17 protein-coding genes are annotated in these 14,368 nt (G+C 66.8%); 3 read left to right on the forward strand and 14 right to left on the reverse strand.

Annotated elements, in window-relative coordinates; genetic code table 11:
* The first annotated feature begins 30 nt into the window (after positions 1-30).
* A complete protein-coding gene (locus BW41_RS09405) occupies positions 31-1,710 on the forward strand; it encodes an amidohydrolase (RefSeq protein ID WP_051583395.1) in 1,680 nt (559 codons plus the stop codon).
* 1 nt (position 1,711) lies between these two features.
* Here the strand turns inward: BW41_RS09405 and BW41_RS21215 are convergent, their stop codons facing one another.
* The 3 genes from BW41_RS21215 to BW41_RS09415 all read right to left on the reverse strand — a co-directional run bounded on the left by BW41_RS21215 (position 1,712) and on the right by BW41_RS09415 (position 4,019).
* The gene (locus BW41_RS21215) at positions 1,712-1,888 is read right to left on the reverse strand and encodes a hypothetical protein (RefSeq protein ID WP_153810795.1); all 177 of its coding nucleotides are present in this window, start codon (positions 1,886-1,888) and stop codon (positions 1,712-1,714) included.
* A 203-nt stretch (positions 1,889-2,091) separates the two neighbouring features.
* Positions 2,092-2,787, reverse strand: coding sequence for a response regulator transcription factor CtrA (ctrA, locus tag BW41_RS09410; RefSeq protein WP_037533896.1), 696 nt, complete (start codon positions 2,785-2,787; stop codon positions 2,092-2,094).
* Positions 2,788-2,918: 131 nt separating this feature from the next.
* Positions 2,919-4,019 (reverse strand): AI-2E family transporter, encoded by a 1,101-nt coding sequence (locus BW41_RS09415; RefSeq protein WP_037533897.1) that lies wholly within the window; start codon positions 4,017-4,019, stop codon positions 2,919-2,921.
* 216 nt (positions 4,020-4,235) lie between these two features.
* On the opposite strand from BW41_RS09415, the gene BW41_RS09420 reads away from it, so the two are divergent.
* Positions 4,236-5,093 carry a fumarylacetoacetate hydrolase family protein gene (locus tag BW41_RS09420; RefSeq protein ID WP_037533898.1) on the forward strand — a complete coding sequence of 286 codons (858 nt, stop codon included), beginning with the start codon at positions 4,236-4,238 and terminating at the stop codon, positions 5,091-5,093.
* A gap of 33 nt (positions 5,094-5,126) precedes the next feature.
* Here BW41_RS09420 and BW41_RS21545 read toward each other — a convergent pair whose 3' ends face one another.
* The 3 genes from BW41_RS21545 to BW41_RS09430 form a co-directional block, all read right to left on the reverse strand.
* Positions 5,127-5,288, reverse strand: a complete 162-nt coding sequence (locus BW41_RS21545; RefSeq protein WP_200870394.1) for a hypothetical protein — start codon at positions 5,286-5,288, stop codon at positions 5,127-5,129.
* 85 nt (positions 5,289-5,373) lie between these two features.
* The gene (locus BW41_RS09425; protein ID WP_037533899.1) at positions 5,374-6,288 is read right to left on the reverse strand and encodes a sensor histidine kinase; all 915 of its coding nucleotides are present in this window, start codon (positions 6,286-6,288) and stop codon (positions 5,374-5,376) included.
* A complete protein-coding gene (locus BW41_RS09430; protein WP_037533927.1) occupies positions 6,275-7,027 on the reverse strand; it encodes a Crp/Fnr family transcriptional regulator in 753 nt (250 codons plus the stop codon). Before BW41_RS09430 ends, BW41_RS09425 begins: the two co-directional genes overlap by 14 nt.
* A 98-nt stretch (positions 7,028-7,125) precedes the next feature.
* Here BW41_RS09430 and BW41_RS09435 point away from each other — a divergent pair, with 98 nt between their 5' ends.
* Positions 7,126-7,512 carry a response regulator gene (locus BW41_RS09435; RefSeq protein ID WP_037533900.1) on the forward strand — a complete coding sequence of 129 codons (387 nt, stop codon included), beginning with the start codon at positions 7,126-7,128 and terminating at the stop codon, positions 7,510-7,512.
* A gap of 415 nt (positions 7,513-7,927) precedes the next feature.
* Here BW41_RS09435 and pnp read toward each other — a convergent pair whose 3' ends face one another.
* The 8 genes from pnp to rbfA form a co-directional block, all read right to left on the reverse strand.
* Positions 7,928-10,303 carry a polyribonucleotide nucleotidyltransferase gene (gene pnp / locus BW41_RS09440; RefSeq protein WP_037533901.1) on the reverse strand — a complete coding sequence of 792 codons (2,376 nt, stop codon included), beginning with the start codon at positions 10,301-10,303 and terminating at the stop codon, positions 7,928-7,930.
* A 210-nt stretch (positions 10,304-10,513) separates the two neighbouring features.
* Positions 10,514-10,783, reverse strand: coding sequence for a 30S ribosomal protein S15 (rpsO, locus tag BW41_RS09445; RefSeq protein ID WP_037533902.1), 270 nt, complete (start codon positions 10,781-10,783; stop codon positions 10,514-10,516).
* A gap of 21 nt (positions 10,784-10,804) precedes the next feature.
* Positions 10,805-11,803, reverse strand: a complete 999-nt coding sequence (truB, locus tag BW41_RS09450) for a tRNA pseudouridine(55) synthase TruB (RefSeq protein ID WP_037533903.1) — start codon at positions 11,801-11,803, stop codon at positions 10,805-10,807.
* A gap of 10 nt (positions 11,804-11,813) precedes the next feature.
* A complete protein-coding gene (locus tag BW41_RS09455; protein WP_037533904.1) occupies positions 11,814-12,503 on the reverse strand; it encodes a site-2 protease family protein in 690 nt (229 codons plus the stop codon).
* Positions 12,504-12,574: 71 nt separating this feature from the next.
* Complete coding sequence (locus BW41_RS09460; protein WP_037533905.1) at positions 12,575-13,156, reverse strand: thymidine kinase; 582 nt, start codon at positions 13,154-13,156, stop codon at positions 12,575-12,577.
* On the reverse strand, positions 13,156-13,545 hold the full coding sequence (locus BW41_RS09465) for a type II toxin-antitoxin system VapC family toxin (RefSeq protein WP_037533906.1): 390 nt from the start codon (positions 13,543-13,545) through the stop codon (positions 13,156-13,158). The genes BW41_RS09460 and BW41_RS09465 overlap by 1 nt, the downstream gene beginning before the upstream one ends.
* Positions 13,542-13,823 carry an AbrB/MazE/SpoVT family DNA-binding domain-containing protein gene (locus BW41_RS09470; RefSeq protein WP_037533908.1) on the reverse strand — a complete coding sequence of 94 codons (282 nt, stop codon included), beginning with the start codon at positions 13,821-13,823 and terminating at the stop codon, positions 13,542-13,544. Before BW41_RS09470 ends, BW41_RS09465 begins: the two co-directional genes overlap by 4 nt.
* A 31-nt stretch (positions 13,824-13,854) precedes the next feature.
* Entirely contained in the window at positions 13,855-14,241 is a 387-nt protein-coding gene (gene rbfA / locus BW41_RS09475; protein WP_200870393.1) for a 30S ribosome-binding factor RbfA, read from the reverse strand.
* Positions 14,242-14,368 lie beyond the last annotated feature (127 nt).

A 14,368-nucleotide genomic window follows, 5' to 3' on the forward strand; every position in this document is an offset into this window, starting at 1 on the left:
CAGCGGGGGAACAGCGCTTATGCGCACGGCATGGCACGACGGCTTTTCAGCACCTTCGCCGGGACGGCGATCACGACCCTCACGCTGGCGGCGGCGCTGCTGCCCGGAGTCGCCGCGGCGGACGGGCTGGTCGACAACGTCAACGGCATGACGCTCGACAAGGACGGCAAGGTCGTCCGCTTCCAGGCGATGCTGGTCACGCCTGACGGCCATGTCGCGCGGCTGCTCAGCGCCAAGGACAAGCGGCCCGACAAGCTCGACTGGCGTGCCGATTTCAAGGGCAAGACCTTGCTGCCCGGCATGATCGACGCGCACGGCCACGTCATGGAACTGGGCTTCCGCGCGCTCGAACTCGATCTGTCGGAGACGAAGAGCCTCGCCGAGGCGCAGGCGAAGATCGCCGATTATGCCCGCGCCAATCCGGATCGCGCCTGGATCATCGGCGGCGGCTGGAACCAGGAGGCGTGGAATCTCGGCCGCTTCCCGACCGCTGCCGAGCTCGACGCGGCGGTGCCCGACCGGCCGGTCTGGCTCGCCCGCGCCGACGGCCATGCGAGCTGGGGCAATAGCGCCGCGCTCAAGGCGGCGGGCGTCACCGCCAAGAGCGTCTCGCCCGCAGGCGGGCGGATCGAAAAGGGGACAGGAAGCCAGCCCGCGGGCGTGTTCGTCGACGCCGCGCAGGCGCTCGTCGCCAAGGTGGTGCCGCAGCCGCTCGGCAAGGATCGCAACGCCGCCTTCCTCAAGGCGCAGACGATCCTGCTCGGTTACGGCGTCACCGCCACCGCCGACATGGGCACGACCATCGAGGACTGGCTGACCTATCGCCGCATCGGCGATCTCGGCGGCCTGCGCGTGCGGATCATGAGCTACGGCATGGGCGTCGACACGACGGTGCAGATCGGCGGCACCGGGCCGACGCCCTGGCTGTACGGCGACCGGCTCAAGCTGGTCGGCGTCAAGCTCTATGCCGATGGCGCGCTGGGTTCGCGGGGGGCGTGGCTCAAGGCGCCCTATGCCGATGCGCCGGGCCAGTCGGGCGCGGGCTTCATGAGCGATACGGTGCTGCGCAACCTGATGAGCCGCGCGGCGATGGACGGCTATCAGGTCGCGGTCCACGCGATCGGCGACCGCGCCAATGCCGAGGTGCTCGATGCGATCGACGAGATGGCGCAGACCTACAAGGGCGACCGGCGCTGGCGGGTCGAACATGCGCAGATCGTCGATCCCGTCGATCTGCCGCGCTTCGGCCGCTACGGCACGATCGCGTCGATGCAGCCGACGCACGAGACCAGCGACCGGACGATGGCGGAGGCGCGGCTCGGCGCGGCGCGGCTGACCGGCGCCTATGCCTGGGCGTCGATGCTGCGCAACGGTGCCAAACTCGCCTTCGGGTCGGACTATCCGGTCGAGCGGCCCGATCCCTGGGCAGGCTGGGCGGCGGCCTTTACCCGCCAGGGGGCCGACGGTCAGCCTTCGGGGGGCTGGCGGCCCGAAGAGGCGGTGACGCGCGAACAGGCGTGGTGGGCCTTCACCGGCGGCGCGGCCTATGCCGGTTTCGCCGAGGACCGGATCGGCCGGCTCGCCCCCGGGCTCGACGCGGACTTCGTCATTGTCGATCAGGACCCGCTGCTCGCCTCCCCCGCCGACCTGCGCGCGACGCGCGTGCAGGAAACCTGGGTCGGCGGGCGGAAGGTCTGGGAGCGCAAGTAGCTCAGCCGTTGGGCGCGGTGTCGGCGGCGTCGATCAGCTCGATCGCGTGGGCGAGGTGCGCGGCGGCGATCTGAGACGAGAAGGTCGGCATGGTGTCCAGCAGTTGCAGGGCGTCTGCAATCAGGGCGCGGGCAGTTACCGTTGCCAGATCATTCTGCTGATTCAAGTCATTCGTCATCATCGGCCTCGTCGTACTGCGACTCCTTTATTATCTCGTCTCATAAGGTGGCGTTAATAACCAGTCAGTATTTGTAGCTGATTTGGATCAGGCCGATCCGCGATGGCAAGTATAGTGAGCGGTATTGCGCACTAGTAACAACAAGGCCGCGGCATCGGGGGATGCCGCGGCCGTTTATGGTAGACCGAACAGAGGAACGGGCGTCAGGCGACCGCGCCGATCTCCTCGGGCTCGCGCAGGACGTAGCCGCGGCCCCATACCGTCTCGATATAATTCTCGCCGTCGCAGGCCAGGCTGAGCTTCTTGCGCAACTTGCAGATAAAGACGTCGATGATCTTCAATTCCGGCTCGTCCATGCCGCCGTACAGGTGATTGAGGAACATTTCCTTAGTCAGCGTGGTGCCCTTGCGCAGCGAGAGCAGCTCGAGCATCGCATATTCCTTGCCGGTCAGATGGACACGGCTGCCATCGACCTCGACCGTCTTGGCGTCGAGATTGACCGCGAGCTTGCCGGTGCGGATGACCGACTGGCTGTGGCCCTTCGAGCGGCGGACGACGGCGTGGATGCGCGCGATCAGTTCTTCGCGGTGGAACGGCTTGGTGACGTAATCGTCGGCGCCGAAGCCGAAGCTGCGCACCTTCGAATCCATTTCGTTGATCCCCGACAGGATCAGTACCGGCGTCGCGACCCGCGCGACGCGCAGCTTCTTGAGCACGTCATAGCCGTGCATGTCGGGCAGGTTGAGGTCGAGCAGGATGATGTCGTAATCGTACAGCTTGCCCAGATCGAGGCCTTCCTCGCCCAGATCGGTGGTGTAGACGTTGAACCCTTCCGTGCCGAGCATCAGCTCGATCGCCTTGGCGGTGGTGGGCTCGTCTTCGATCAACAGCACTCGCATCGCATCAACCCCTGTTGGTCCGACCCTGAGCACCCCTGCTGCACGGCGCGACCCGATTCCATTAACCAAAGAACATCTGAAGGCAAAAGGTTAATTAGGATTTAATCCAGCGCGCTGAACGGTGCGGATAGTTAATCTTTTTTAGCTTCCTCGTCGGGATCGGTTGGCGTCAGGTCCGGTCCGAGCAGCGTCTGGTGGCGGCTGCGCGGAATGTCCTCGCCGAGCACCTCGCGCAGGTAGAGGCTGCGGACGAGGGTGAAGATCACCACCAGCAGCGCCGCCGAGAAGAACAGGCCGAAGATGCCGAAGATCACGCCGATGCCGATGATTGCGAAGACGGTGATCGCCGGCGGGATCGAGATGACGCGGGCCTGCACATAGGGCGTGATGAAATTGGTCTGGATCAGCCGCACCACCGCATAGGTGACGAGCGTGCCGATCAGCGGCCCGGTCCCCTGCGTCGCGGCGAGGCCGAGCGCTGGCACCATCGCCGCGGTCGGGCCGATATAGGGAATGAACTCCGACAGGCCGGCGAGCAGCCCCAGCGCCGCGGCCGACGGCACGCCAGAAATCCACAGGCCGATGCCGACCAATATCCCCATGCTCGTCATCAGGATCAGCGACGAGCGCAGCCACAACCGCAAGGTCGAGCCGACGTCGAACAGCGCATCCTCGATCGCCGGACGCTTGCCGCGCGGGATCAGGAACAGGAAGCCGCGCTGGTAGATGCCGGGATCGGCGGCGAAGAAGGCGGCGCCGACGAGCAGCAGCAGGCTGTTGAGCACCAGTTCGCCGCCGCCCTGGAGCAGGCCGCTGACGTCCTGCGCGGCACGCGACCCGGCATAGGCCTGCTGCACCGCGTCGACCAGCTTGGCGCCGACCGGACTGCGCGACGCCCAGGCGGCGAGCTGGTCGAGCAGGCTGGGCAATTGCGTCACCAGCACGTTGACCTGTTCGCGGAACTGGACGCCGAACAGCCAGACGAGGAAGCCGACGATGCCGAAGGCGGTGGCGATGCCCAGGCCGACCGACGCCTTCTCGGGAACGCGCAGATGATCGCGGTACAGATCGGCAATCGCGTGAATGGCGATCGCGCCGAGCATCGACCCGAAGGCGAGGATGAGCAGATTGCCCGCCTTGAACAGCGCCGCGGCGACCGCGGCGATGATCAGGATATAGACCAGCCGCCGGATGAAGCGGCTGTCGGCAGCGTCGGGGGCAAGGCGGTTCATGCGGGCGGACGGGCAGGGGAGGGTACGCAGGCGGCAATGGTCACGTACGCATCTCCTTGGGGCCGCATCGACCTGTGCGCGGCTAAACGTCCGATTCCGCGATTTGGCCGCATGTCCTGGCGTGTACGCTTCCGTCGCGCAGGGTAGGGCTGTACGGACCCTGTCGCCGCTGCCCCGATCGGGGATATCCCTGCACGCTTGCGAAAGACCGATGATATGAAATTCTGCCGCTTCGGCCAGCCCGGCCAGGAACAGCCCGGCCTCATCGACGATACGGGCCGCATCCGCGACCTGTCCGCGCTGGTCGGCGACATCACCGTCGATACGCTCGCCACGGTGCGGGCCGCCGATGTCGCCAGCCTGCCGGTGGTCGAGGGGACGCCGCGCTATGGCGTGCCGGTCAAGGGCATCGGCAAGATCGTCGCGATCGGGCTCAACTATCGCGACCATGCGATCGAATCGAACCTGCCGATCCCGACCGAGCCGATGATGTTCCAGAAGCCGCTGTCGAGCCTGTCGGGTCCCTATGACGACGTCATGCTGCCGCGCGATTCGACGCATAGCGACTGGGAGGTCGAACTGGGCGTGATCATCGGCAAGACCTGCCGCTACGTCAGCGAGGACGAGGCGCTCGACAAGGTCGCCGGCTATGTGCTGGTCAACGACGTGTCGGAGCGGTTCAACCAGAAGCAGCGCGGCTCGCAATGGTCGAAGGGCAAGGGGCATGACACCTTCTGCCCGGTCGGCCCGTGGCTGGTGACGCCCGACGAGGTCGGCGACGCGCAGGCGCTCGACATGTATCTCGACGTCAACGGCGAGCGGATGCAGACCGGCAATACCCGGACGATGATCTTCGATCTCAAGCAGCTGATCGCCTATGTCAGCGAATATATCACACTCTATCCGGGCGATCTGCTGATCACCGGGACGCCGCCGGGCGTCGGCGAGGGCAAGAAGCCCGAGGCGGTCTATCTCAAGGCCGGCGACGTGATCGAACTGGGCGTCGACCGGCTCGGCACGCAGCGCCAGCAGGTCGTCGCGTGGCGGCAGCTCGGCGACGCGCCGCTCGCCTGACCGGCGCGTGCGGGGCGGCTGCGGCCGCCCCGTTCAGGGCGCTGCGGGGTTGCCCGAATCCAGCTCGGCGATCAGCCGCGCATAGCGTTTCGCCATCTCGCGATGGACCCGTCGCGCATCAGGCGTGGCGCTGCGATCCGCAAGGCGCCGCTCCTGCTCGGCGCGACGTTGGTAGAAAGCGATATCGGCGGCCATCATCGCTCGCGTCCCCGCATGCCATCCGCCGAATCACCCGCGGGCCGGCGGTAACCATCTGCATATTAGCAGCTTTTTCGATCGCTTACGCGGGCTTTATCGACGCATGAGGCGCGGCGAGCGGCAGCCGTATCCGGCAGGTCATGCCGCGCGCGCCGAAGGTGAGCGTCACCTCGGCATCGATCTCATAGGCCAGCGCGCGGGTGAGCAGTTCGAGACCGAAGCCCTCGCGCGCGGGCGGGCCGGCGCCGTCGCGGCTCGTCTCGTTCCAGTCCAGGCGCAGCTGCGCGTCGGGCGCCTCCTCGACCGTCCAGCGTACCGCCAGCGTGCCATCATCGCGGCTCAGCGCGCCATGCTGGACCGCATTGTCGGTCAGCTCGTGCAGCGCGAGGCCGAATTGTTCGGCGAGCTGCGGCGGCAGCCGCACCTCGGGGCCGCCATAATCGACCCGCCCGCCGAGCTGATGCGCGAGCAAGGCGTCGACCAGCAAGGTCTCGAGATCGACGCCACGGTCGCCCGCGCCCATGATCTGGCTTTGCGTCCGCGCCACTGCGGCGAGCCGGCCGTCGAAGCGATAGCGATAGTCGTCGATCGTCTCGCTGGTTTCGGCGGTGCGCCGCGCGATCGAGCGGATGATCGCCAGCGTGTTGCGCACCCGGTGATGGAGCGTGTAGCGGCGGCGCCGTTCGCTCGCGAGGCCGTCGCACAGATCGGTGACGTCGACCGCGACGCCCTGCCATCCGTCCGCGTCGGGCACGCCGCTCAACCGCAGCCAGCGATAGGCCTCTGCCGGCGCGAGCCGCACGCGCACGTCGGCGCTGAACAGCGCCAGACCGGCAGCGCGGCGCCATTGCGCGCCGAGCCGGTCGTAATCGTCGGGATGGACGCTGATCGCATCGTCGGCCGCGCGGAGAAAGCGCAGCGCCGCGCCGTCCGCCGCCGCATGCCAGGCCAGAGGGGCGATCGGATCGGCAGCGGCGGCGGGATCACCCAAGGGCATCGAGATGCCGTCCTTCGTGGTCGAGGTGGAGATAGGCCGGATTGAACATCGCGACATCGCACAGACCGTCAAGATCAAGTGCCTCGAATTCGCGTCCTTTCCAGCGGATCAACTGGCGCGAGCGCAACTCCTGCACCATCCGGTTGACATGCACCGGCGTCATGCCGGTCGCCTCGGCGAGATCGGTCTGGGTCAGCGGGATTTCGCAGCGCAGCCCGTCGATCATCCCGACCGCGCGCAGGCGGAAGATCAGCTCGCAGAATAGGTGCGACAGGCGTTCGAGCGCGTCGCGCTGGCCGAGATTGACCGTCCATTCGCGCTGGATCGCCGCGGTGGTCAGCGAATCCCACCACAGCGCCTGATGGACGCGCGGGCCGAGCGCCGCCAGATCGTCGATCTGGTCGCGGGTCAGCTCGACATAGCGGACCTGGGTCAGCGCGCCGATCGAATGATCCATTTTGCGCAGGATCGAGCCGTGGATGTCACACAGATCGCCGGGCAGATGGAGGGCGATGATCTGGCGGCGGCCGTCTTCGAGCGTCTTGTAGCGGAACGCCCAGCCCTCGAGGATCAGCGGCACGCCGCGCGGCCGATCGCCTTCGCGGATCAGATCGCGGCGCTGGCGGGCGACGAGCGCCGATCCGCCGCAGGCGCTATTGATCGCATTCCGTTCCTCGGGCGAGAAGACGGTGAAATGTCGTAACCGGGCGAGCAGGCGGTGAGCGGGCGGGGCAGACATGGTGCGACCTGACAGCATTTGTCGCGCCTGCTCGTTCACCCATGTTAACGCCAACCATTACTGAGGCTTTATCCCGCGATTTAGCAAGGAGTAGCGCAATGACGTCAGGGATATCGCCGCTCGCCGGCAAGGCGGTGCTCGTCGTCGAGGACGAATATATGATCGCCGACGACCTCGCGCGCGAGTTGCGCGGCGCCGGCGCGCATGTCGTCGGGCCGGCGGCATCGCTGCCGCAGGCGATGCGGCTGAGCGACGCGGGGGCGCTCGACCTTGCGATTCTCGACATCAATCTGCGCGAGATGCTCGTCTATCCGCTGATCGACGCGCTGCTCGCCGCGGGCGTGAAGGTCCTGCTGACCAGCGGCTATGACGAGGCGATGATCCTCGACCGCTATCACGATCTGCCGCGCTGCGAGAAACCGGTGACCACCGAACGCCTGCGCCGCGCGGCGGAGGCGTTGTTCGACGAGGCGGCGCGCGGGTAGGGCGGCGGTCGGCCGCGCTGGGTTTCCGAGCGGCGAACCCGGCAATGGCCTGGCGCCGTGTATCCGCTTGAGCCTGACCCATGCCGGTGCTCCCCGCAGGCCGGAGCGCAGGGTTGCGTCGCGCCGCCAGCCGTCGCTCTTTGTGGCAGTGGAATCCCGCCGGCGTGGGAACAGTGGTGCTTCTACGCGCTTTTGCCACCTTCGCGCAGAGACCGATCGCGTGCGCATAGGGATGCGCTGCCCCGCCAGCAGCGTCCACGGTGGCGCCGGGCGCCCCTCCCGCTCGGCGTTCCCCGCAGTGTCAGACGTCGGAGTTTGCCCGACCGTGGAGCGGCTGGAATGAGGCCTCAATCCCCATAACAAAAGGGGCCCGGCATCGCTGCCGGACCCCTTCGTGTCACGAGGACGCGATCGATCAGTCGCGATCGCCGGTCAGGAACGCCGGCGCGAACGCGGGCGCGGGGCCGTCGTCGTTGCCGCCGTTGCGCGGGCCACGGTCGCCGCCCTCGCCGCGGGGGCCACGATCGCCGCCGTCGCGACGCGGTCCGCGCCCGCCGCCGTCACGGCCGCTGCCGTCGCGGCGCGGACCACGACCACCGCCGTCCCGATCGCCGCCGCCGCTGCGCGGTCCGCGCGGACCACGATCACCGCCTTCGCGCGGTTCGCGGGCCGGACGCGTGTCCTCCAGCTCGGCGCCGGTTTCCTGGTCGACGACACGCATCGACAGGCGGACCTTGCCGCGCGGATCGATCTCGAGGACCTTGACCTTGACCGCCTGGCCTTCGGACAGGACGTCGGACACCTTCTCGACGCGCTCGTTCTTGATCTCCGAGACGTGGACCAGACCGTCCTTGCCGCCCATGAAGTTCACGAAGGCGCCGAAATCGACGAGGTTGACGACCTTGCCGTCATAGACCTTGCCGACTTCCGCTTCCTCGACGAGGCCCTTGATCCACTTCACCGCCGCATCGATCTGCGCCGGATCGGACGAGGAGACCTTGATGACGCCCTCGTCGTCGATGTCGACCTTGGCGCCGGTCTGCGCGACGATCTCGCGGATCACCTTGCCGCCGGTGCCGATCACTTCGCGGATCTTCGACTTGTCGATCGAGAAGGTCTCGATGCGCGGCGCATGCGCCGACAGCTCCGAGCGGGTCTCGCCCAGCGCCTTGGCCATTTCGCCGAGGATGTGTGCGCGACCCTCGTGCGCCTGCGCCAGCGCGACCTTCATGATCTCTTCGGTGATGCCGGAGATCTTGATGTCCATCTGCAGCGCGGTGATGCCCTCGCTGGTGCCGGCGACCTTGAAGTCCATGTCGCCGAGGTGATCCTCGTCGCCCAGGATGTCCGACAGGACGGCGAAGTCCTTGCCTTCGAGGATCAGGCCCATCGCGATGCCCGACACCGGGCGCTTGAGCGGCACGCCGGCGTCCATCATCGACAGCGAACCGCCGCACACCGTCGCCATCGACGACGAGCCGTTGCTCTCCGTGATGTCGCTGGTGACGCGGATCGTGTAGGGGAATTCCTCCTTGGTGGGCAGCACCGGGTGCAGCGCGCGCCAGGCGAGCTTGCCGTGACCGACTTCGCGACGGCCCGGCGCACCGAAGCGGCCGACTTCGCCGACCGAATAGGGCGGGAAGTTATAGTGGAGCATGAAGTTCTGGTACGACAGGCCGTTGAGGCCGTCGATCATCTGCTCCGCGTCGCGCGTGCCGAGCGTGGTCGTCGCGATCGTCTGCGTCTCGCCGCGGGTGAACAGCGCCGAGCCGTGCGCGCGCGGCAGGAAGTGGACTTCCGCCTCGATCGGACGGACCGTCTTGGTGTCGCGGCCGTCGATGCGGCGACCGGTCTTGAGGATCGCGGTGCGGACGATGTCCGCCTCCAGCTTCTTCACCAGCTTGAGGCTGGCGAGATAGGCCTGCGGATCGCTTTCCTTGAGGTCGGCCATGCCGTCGCGCGCCTTGGTGCGCGCCTCGTTGATCGCGGTCTGCCGCTGCTGCTTGTCGGTCAGCTTGTACGCCGCCTCGAGGTCCTTGCCGATCAGCTTCTTGAGCTTGGCCTTCACCGCCGAGCTGTCGGCCTGCACCTTCAGCTCCCACGGATCCTTGGCGGCCTGTTCGGCGAGATCGATGATCGCGTTGATGACGTCCTGCGACGCCTTGTGCGCGAACATCACGGCGCCGAGCATGACCTCTTCCGAAAGCTCCTTGGCTTCCGATTCGACCATCATCACCGCGTCATGCGTGGCGGCGACCATCAGGTCGAGCTCGCCCTCGACGACCTTGGCGTCGGACGGGTTGAGGATATATTCGCCGTCCTGATAGCCGACGCGCGCCGCGCCGATCGGGCCCATGAAGGGCACGCCCGACAGCGTCATCGCGGCCGAGGCGGCGATCATCGCCAGCAGATCGGGCTCATTCTCGCCGTCATAGCTGAGCACCTGCGCGATGCAGTTGATCTCGTTGTAGAAGCCTTCGGGGAACAGCGGGCGGATCGGGCGATCGATCAGGCGGCTGACCAACGTCTCACGCTCGGTCGCGCCGCGCTCGCGCTTGAAGAAGCCGCCGGGAATGCGGCCGCTGGCGGAGAACTTTTCCTGGTAATGGACGGTGAGCGGGAAGAAATCCTGCCCTTCCTTGACCGACTTGGCGGCGGTGACCGCGCAGAGCACGACCGTCTCGCCGAGCGTCGCGATCACCGCGCCGTCGGCTTGACGGGCAACCTTGCCCGTTTCGAGGGTCAGCGTCTGGCCGCCCCACTCGATCGATACCTTCTTGGCATTGAACATGTATTTTCCTTCACTCCGGCGGGCAGATCCCGGCCGGGGCCTATATCGCGGGCTAGCCGGCCCGCGTCGGTGTGGAGCGTTGTGTCGCTCCGGTGGATCGGGGCCGGATTGCCCGTCTCCGCTCAGCCGGCATCATGCCGGTATTCGAAAATTCCGTGGCCGCTCATAGCACGGCGATACGAAAAGGGCGACCCGAAGGTCGCCCTCTTGTTACTTGCGAAGGCCGAGCTTCGCGATCAGGTCCAGATACCGCTGGCCGTCGGTCTTGCGCAGATAGTCGAGCAGCGAGCGCCGCTTGTTGACCATCATCAGCAGCCCGCGGCGCGAATGGTTGTCCTTCTTGTGACCCTTGAAATGCTCGGTCAGGTTCTTGATGCGCTCCGACAGGATCGCGACCTGCACCTCGGGCGAACCGGTGTCGCCTTCCTGGCGGGCGTGTTCCTTGACCAGCTCGGTCTTGCGTTCGGCGGTGATCGTCATGCGTCAGTCCTCGACATCGTGTCACAGATTGAAGCCGCGGACGACGCGGGCCTCATGGCCCTCGACCGCTACCAGCGCGACCGGCTTGTCGCCGTCACACGCGAAATAGGGGCCATCGTCCTCGACAATCCCGGTCAGAACGCGCCCCTGGCGGAGCGCCCCTGCCTGATCGGGGGAGAGGGATAGAGCCGGGATGTCGTCCAGCCCCGCCCTCAACGGCAGGATCAATTGTTCAAGGGTGCGCGCCATAGCGGCCTCAGACAATTTGTCCAGCGATATCGCCGGGGTGAGGGTGAAGGGGCCGGCCTTGGTGCGGCGGAGCATGGTGACGTGCCCGACCGTACCCAGCGCCAGTGCGATGTCGCGCGCCAGGCTGCGGATATAGGTGCCCTTCGAGACGTGCGCGGTGAGGGTAAGTTCGGGCAATTCCTCCCCTGCAAGGGGAGGGGGACCATCCGAAGGATGGTGGAGGGGGGCTTCCCCAAGAGGTGCCGCCTGTGGAAGCCCCCCTCCACCACCGGCTGACGCCGGCGGTCCCCCTCCCCATCCTGGGGAGGAGTAGAGCGCGTGGATCGTCACCGCGCGGCTCGCCAGCACCACCTCTTCGCCCGCCCGCGCGAGGTCATAGGCCCGCGCGCCATCCACCTTCAGCGCCGAATAGGCCGGCGGCACCTGCGTGATCGGCCCGGTGAAGCGCGGCAGCACCGCTGCGACCTGTACCGCGGTCGGCCGCACGTCGGAGGTCGCGATCACCACGCCCTCTGCATCAAGCGTGTCGGTCTGCTCGCCGAAACGGATCGTGAAATCGTAGACCTTGTCGCTGTCGAGCATCCGTCCGGCGAGCTTGGTCGCCTCGCCGACCGCGACCGGCAGCACGCCGGTGGCGAGCGGATCGAGCGTGCCGCCGTGGCCGACCTTCCACTTGCCATAGTCGCCCTGCCGCAACGCGCGCTTGACCGCGGAGACGACCTGCGTGCTGCCGAGCCCGAGGGGTTTGTCGATGATGATCCAGCCGTGCATCGGCAGCGCGTTAGGCGATCGCCTGCGCCAAGGCCAGAAACCAGCCGACGATCGCCTGGGCCGGCGGCCCGACCACACGGCCGACCAGATCGGCGCGCGGGACGATCATCGGCAGCACGACGAGCACGAGGATCAGCAGCAGGAAGCCGAACCGCCCGATCTTGGCATATTGCGCGGCGAGCGGACGCGGCAGCAGCCCCTCGACGACATGGCCGCCGTCGAAGGGCGGCATCGGCAGCAGGTTGAAGATCGCGAGGAAGACATTGACGAGCAGGAAGTTGACGAGATTGGCGAGCAGGAATCCGCCGATCCCGCCGGGTGCCGTGCCGCCCGCGCTCGCGGCGATCGCGCCGATCGCCACCGCGGCGATCGTCGCCAGCAGGAAGTTCATGCCCGGACCCGCCAGCGCCACCGCGACCATGCCCCAGCGCGGGTTGCGCAGCCGTTGCGCGATCACCGGCACCGGCTTCGCCCAACCGAACACCGGCGCACCGGCGATGGCGAGGCCGAGCGGCAGGATCACCGTGCCGACCGGATCGACGTGGCGAAGCGGGTTGAAGCTCAGCCGGCGCTGCTCCTGCGCGGTCGGATCGCCGAGCCACTTCGCCATCCAGCCATGCGCCACCTCATGGAAGACGATCGCGATCACCAGCGGGATGATCCATACCGCCGTGCGGTAGACGATGTGTTCGGGGTTCATGCGCAGCGATATGGCGCGGGGCAGGGCGGTGCGCCAGTGCGGAGACGCACGCCTTCGCTCGGCCCTGTCGGTCAGTTGGTATCGAGCGCCTCGCTGAAATGCCGTCGGCACAGCGCGACGTAGCGGTCGTTGCCGCCGATTTCGGTCTGCGCTCCTTCCGCTATGGCGCGGCCTTGCGCGTCGACGCGCAGGTTCATGATCGCCTTGCGCCCGCACACGCAGACCGATTTGATCTCGATGAGCGCGTCCGCGATCGCCAGCAGTCGTGCCGATCCTTCGAACAACCGCCCCTGGAAGTCGGTGCGCAGACCATAAGCGAGCACCGGCACATTGAGCCGGTCGCAGATGCGCGCGAGCTGCGCCACCTGTCCGGCGGTGAGGAACTGCGCCTCGTCGACCAAGACGCAGGCGAGCGGCTCGCGCGCCTGCCGCTCGGCGACGCAGGCGGCAAGGTCGGTGGCGGCGTCGAACGGCGTCGCCGGCGCCTCCAGCCCGATCCGGCTGGTGATCGTCCCCGCGGCGAAGCGATCGTCGACCGCGGCGGTGAACAGCATCGTGTTCATGCCGCGCTCGCGATAGTTGAAGTCCGCCTGCAACAGCGTCGTCGACTTGCCGGCGTTCATCGAGGCGTAGTAGAAATAGAGCTTGGCCATTACGAAGGACGCTCGATTGGCAACGGCGTCTTCGAACCGGCGAGGCGACCTAGCCGCTTCTCGAAAGAGATGAACGCGTCCATGTGTCGCGCATTCACCAGATGGATCATGTCGGCCAAATCCGCGCCTCTGACAAATCGCTCGATCGCCCATGCAATCCACGCGGGATCGCTGAGCGTAATCGTCGGCAATCGGATCAGGTCGGCAAGCGTCGCTGCGAGAAGTGTCCGGCCGAAGCCGTAATGCGACGACCGTAGCCACGCGGTTTCGAGCAGGACCGTGTCCGAAACGTAGCAAGGCTCGCTCAGCACGCGGGTTGCGATCGGGCTCTGAACCGGATCGTCATCCGTAACGTAGCGAACGACGATGTTGGTATCGACCGCCTTCATCGATCCCAATGCGGGCCGCCCTGCGCCCACATTTCGGCGACGGCGGCATTCATGTCCTCAATCGACGTCGACCGATCGTACTTCGGGACGCGCGCACGAATGCGCGCAGTGATCGCCTCGAAGCTTTCGCCTGACCGGACCGGCGACTTGCGCACGAAAACGCCATCGGACCGTTCGATCAATTCCAGCCGGTCACCCGAGACGAGGCGAAGCCGCTCCCGAATGTCCTGCGGGATGGCGACCTGCCCCTGATCCGACAATTCGACGAAGGCGTTCATGCCTACAAGATGCGACCGCCCAGCCGCCCCGTCAATCCTCGCCCAGATCCCGCGCGACCTCCGGCTTGCGCAGCAGCGCGTCGATATGGCTGCCCTCGTCGAAGCTCTCGTCGCCGAGGAACTTGAGCTTGGCGGCATATTTGGTCTGGATGCGGTGCGCGACCTCGCGCTGGAGATAGGCGGTGTTGGTGCGCAGCGCCTTGAGCACCGCGGCTTCGTCCTTGCCGAGCAGCGGCTTCACGAACACCGTCGCATGGCGCAGGTCGGGCGACATCCGAACCTCGGTGATCGACACCATATGCTTGGCCAGAGTCTCGTCATGCACGTCGCCGCGCTGAAGGATCTCCGACAGCACGTGGCGCACCTGTTCGCCGACGCGGAGCGTGCGGACCGATTTTTCCTGGGGGTCTTTGTTCATGATGCCTCTTACCCTCTCCCATCGGAGTATCAGGTCGTCCATGCTCCCAGCATGGACTGAACAGCGCGGGGCGCTATTCACCTGATGCTGGAGGGCCCCGCCGTCGATAGGGGTGGGAGGGTGAGGG

Origin of the sequence: Sphingomonas sp. RIT328, assembly GCF_000632225.1 — a bacterium.
Lineage (GTDB): Bacteria > Pseudomonadota > Alphaproteobacteria > Sphingomonadales > Sphingomonadaceae > Sphingomonas > Sphingomonas kyungheensis.

Coding starts and splice junctions, on each gene's coding strand:
- truB (WP_037533903.1), bottom strand. CDS start 11,803: ATGCACGGCTGGATCATCATCGACAAACCCCTCGGGCTCGGCAGCACG.
- BW41_RS09465 (WP_037533906.1), bottom strand. CDS start 13,545: ATGAAGGCGGTCGATACCAACATCGTCGTTCGCTACGTTACGGATGAC.
- BW41_RS21545 (WP_200870394.1), bottom strand. CDS start 5,288: ATGGCCGCCGATATCGCTTTCTACCAACGTCGCGCCGAGCAGGAGCGG.
- BW41_RS09470 (WP_037533908.1), bottom strand. CDS start 13,823: ATGAACGCCTTCGTCGAATTGTCGGATCAGGGGCAGGTCGCCATCCCG.
- rpsO (WP_037533902.1), bottom strand. CDS start 10,783: ATGACGATCACCGCCGAACGCAAGACCGAGCTGGTCAAGGAACACGCC.
- BW41_RS09415 (WP_037533897.1), bottom strand. CDS start 4,019: ATGAACCGCCTTGCCCCCGACGCTGCCGACAGCCGCTTCATCCGGCGG.
- BW41_RS09460 (WP_037533905.1), bottom strand. CDS start 13,156: ATGGCCAAGCTCTATTTCTACTACGCCTCGATGAACGCCGGCAAGTCG.
- BW41_RS21215 (WP_153810795.1), bottom strand. CDS start 1,888: ATGACGAATGACTTGAATCAGCAGAATGATCTGGCAACGGTAACTGCC.
- BW41_RS09435 (WP_037533900.1), top strand. CDS start 7,126: ATGACGTCAGGGATATCGCCGCTCGCCGGCAAGGCGGTGCTCGTCGTC.
- BW41_RS09425 (WP_037533899.1), bottom strand. CDS start 6,288: ATGCCCTTGGGTGATCCCGCCGCCGCTGCCGATCCGATCGCCCCTCTG.
- BW41_RS09405 (WP_051583395.1), top strand. CDS start 31: ATGGCACGACGGCTTTTCAGCACCTTCGCCGGGACGGCGATCACGACC.
- pnp (WP_037533901.1), bottom strand. CDS start 10,303: ATGTTCAATGCCAAGAAGGTATCGATCGAGTGGGGCGGCCAGACGCTG.
- ctrA (WP_037533896.1), bottom strand. CDS start 2,787: ATGCGAGTGCTGTTGATCGAAGACGAGCCCACCACCGCCAAGGCGATC.
- BW41_RS09430 (WP_037533927.1), bottom strand. CDS start 7,027: ATGTCTGCCCCGCCCGCTCACCGCCTGCTCGCCCGGTTACGACATTTC.
- rbfA (WP_200870393.1), bottom strand. CDS start 14,241: ATGAACAAAGACCCCCAGGAAAAATCGGTCCGCACGCTCCGCGTCGGC.
- BW41_RS09455 (WP_037533904.1), bottom strand. CDS start 12,503: ATGAACCCCGAACACATCGTCTACCGCACGGCGGTATGGATCATCCCG.
- BW41_RS09420 (WP_037533898.1), top strand. CDS start 4,236: ATGAAATTCTGCCGCTTCGGCCAGCCCGGCCAGGAACAGCCCGGCCTC.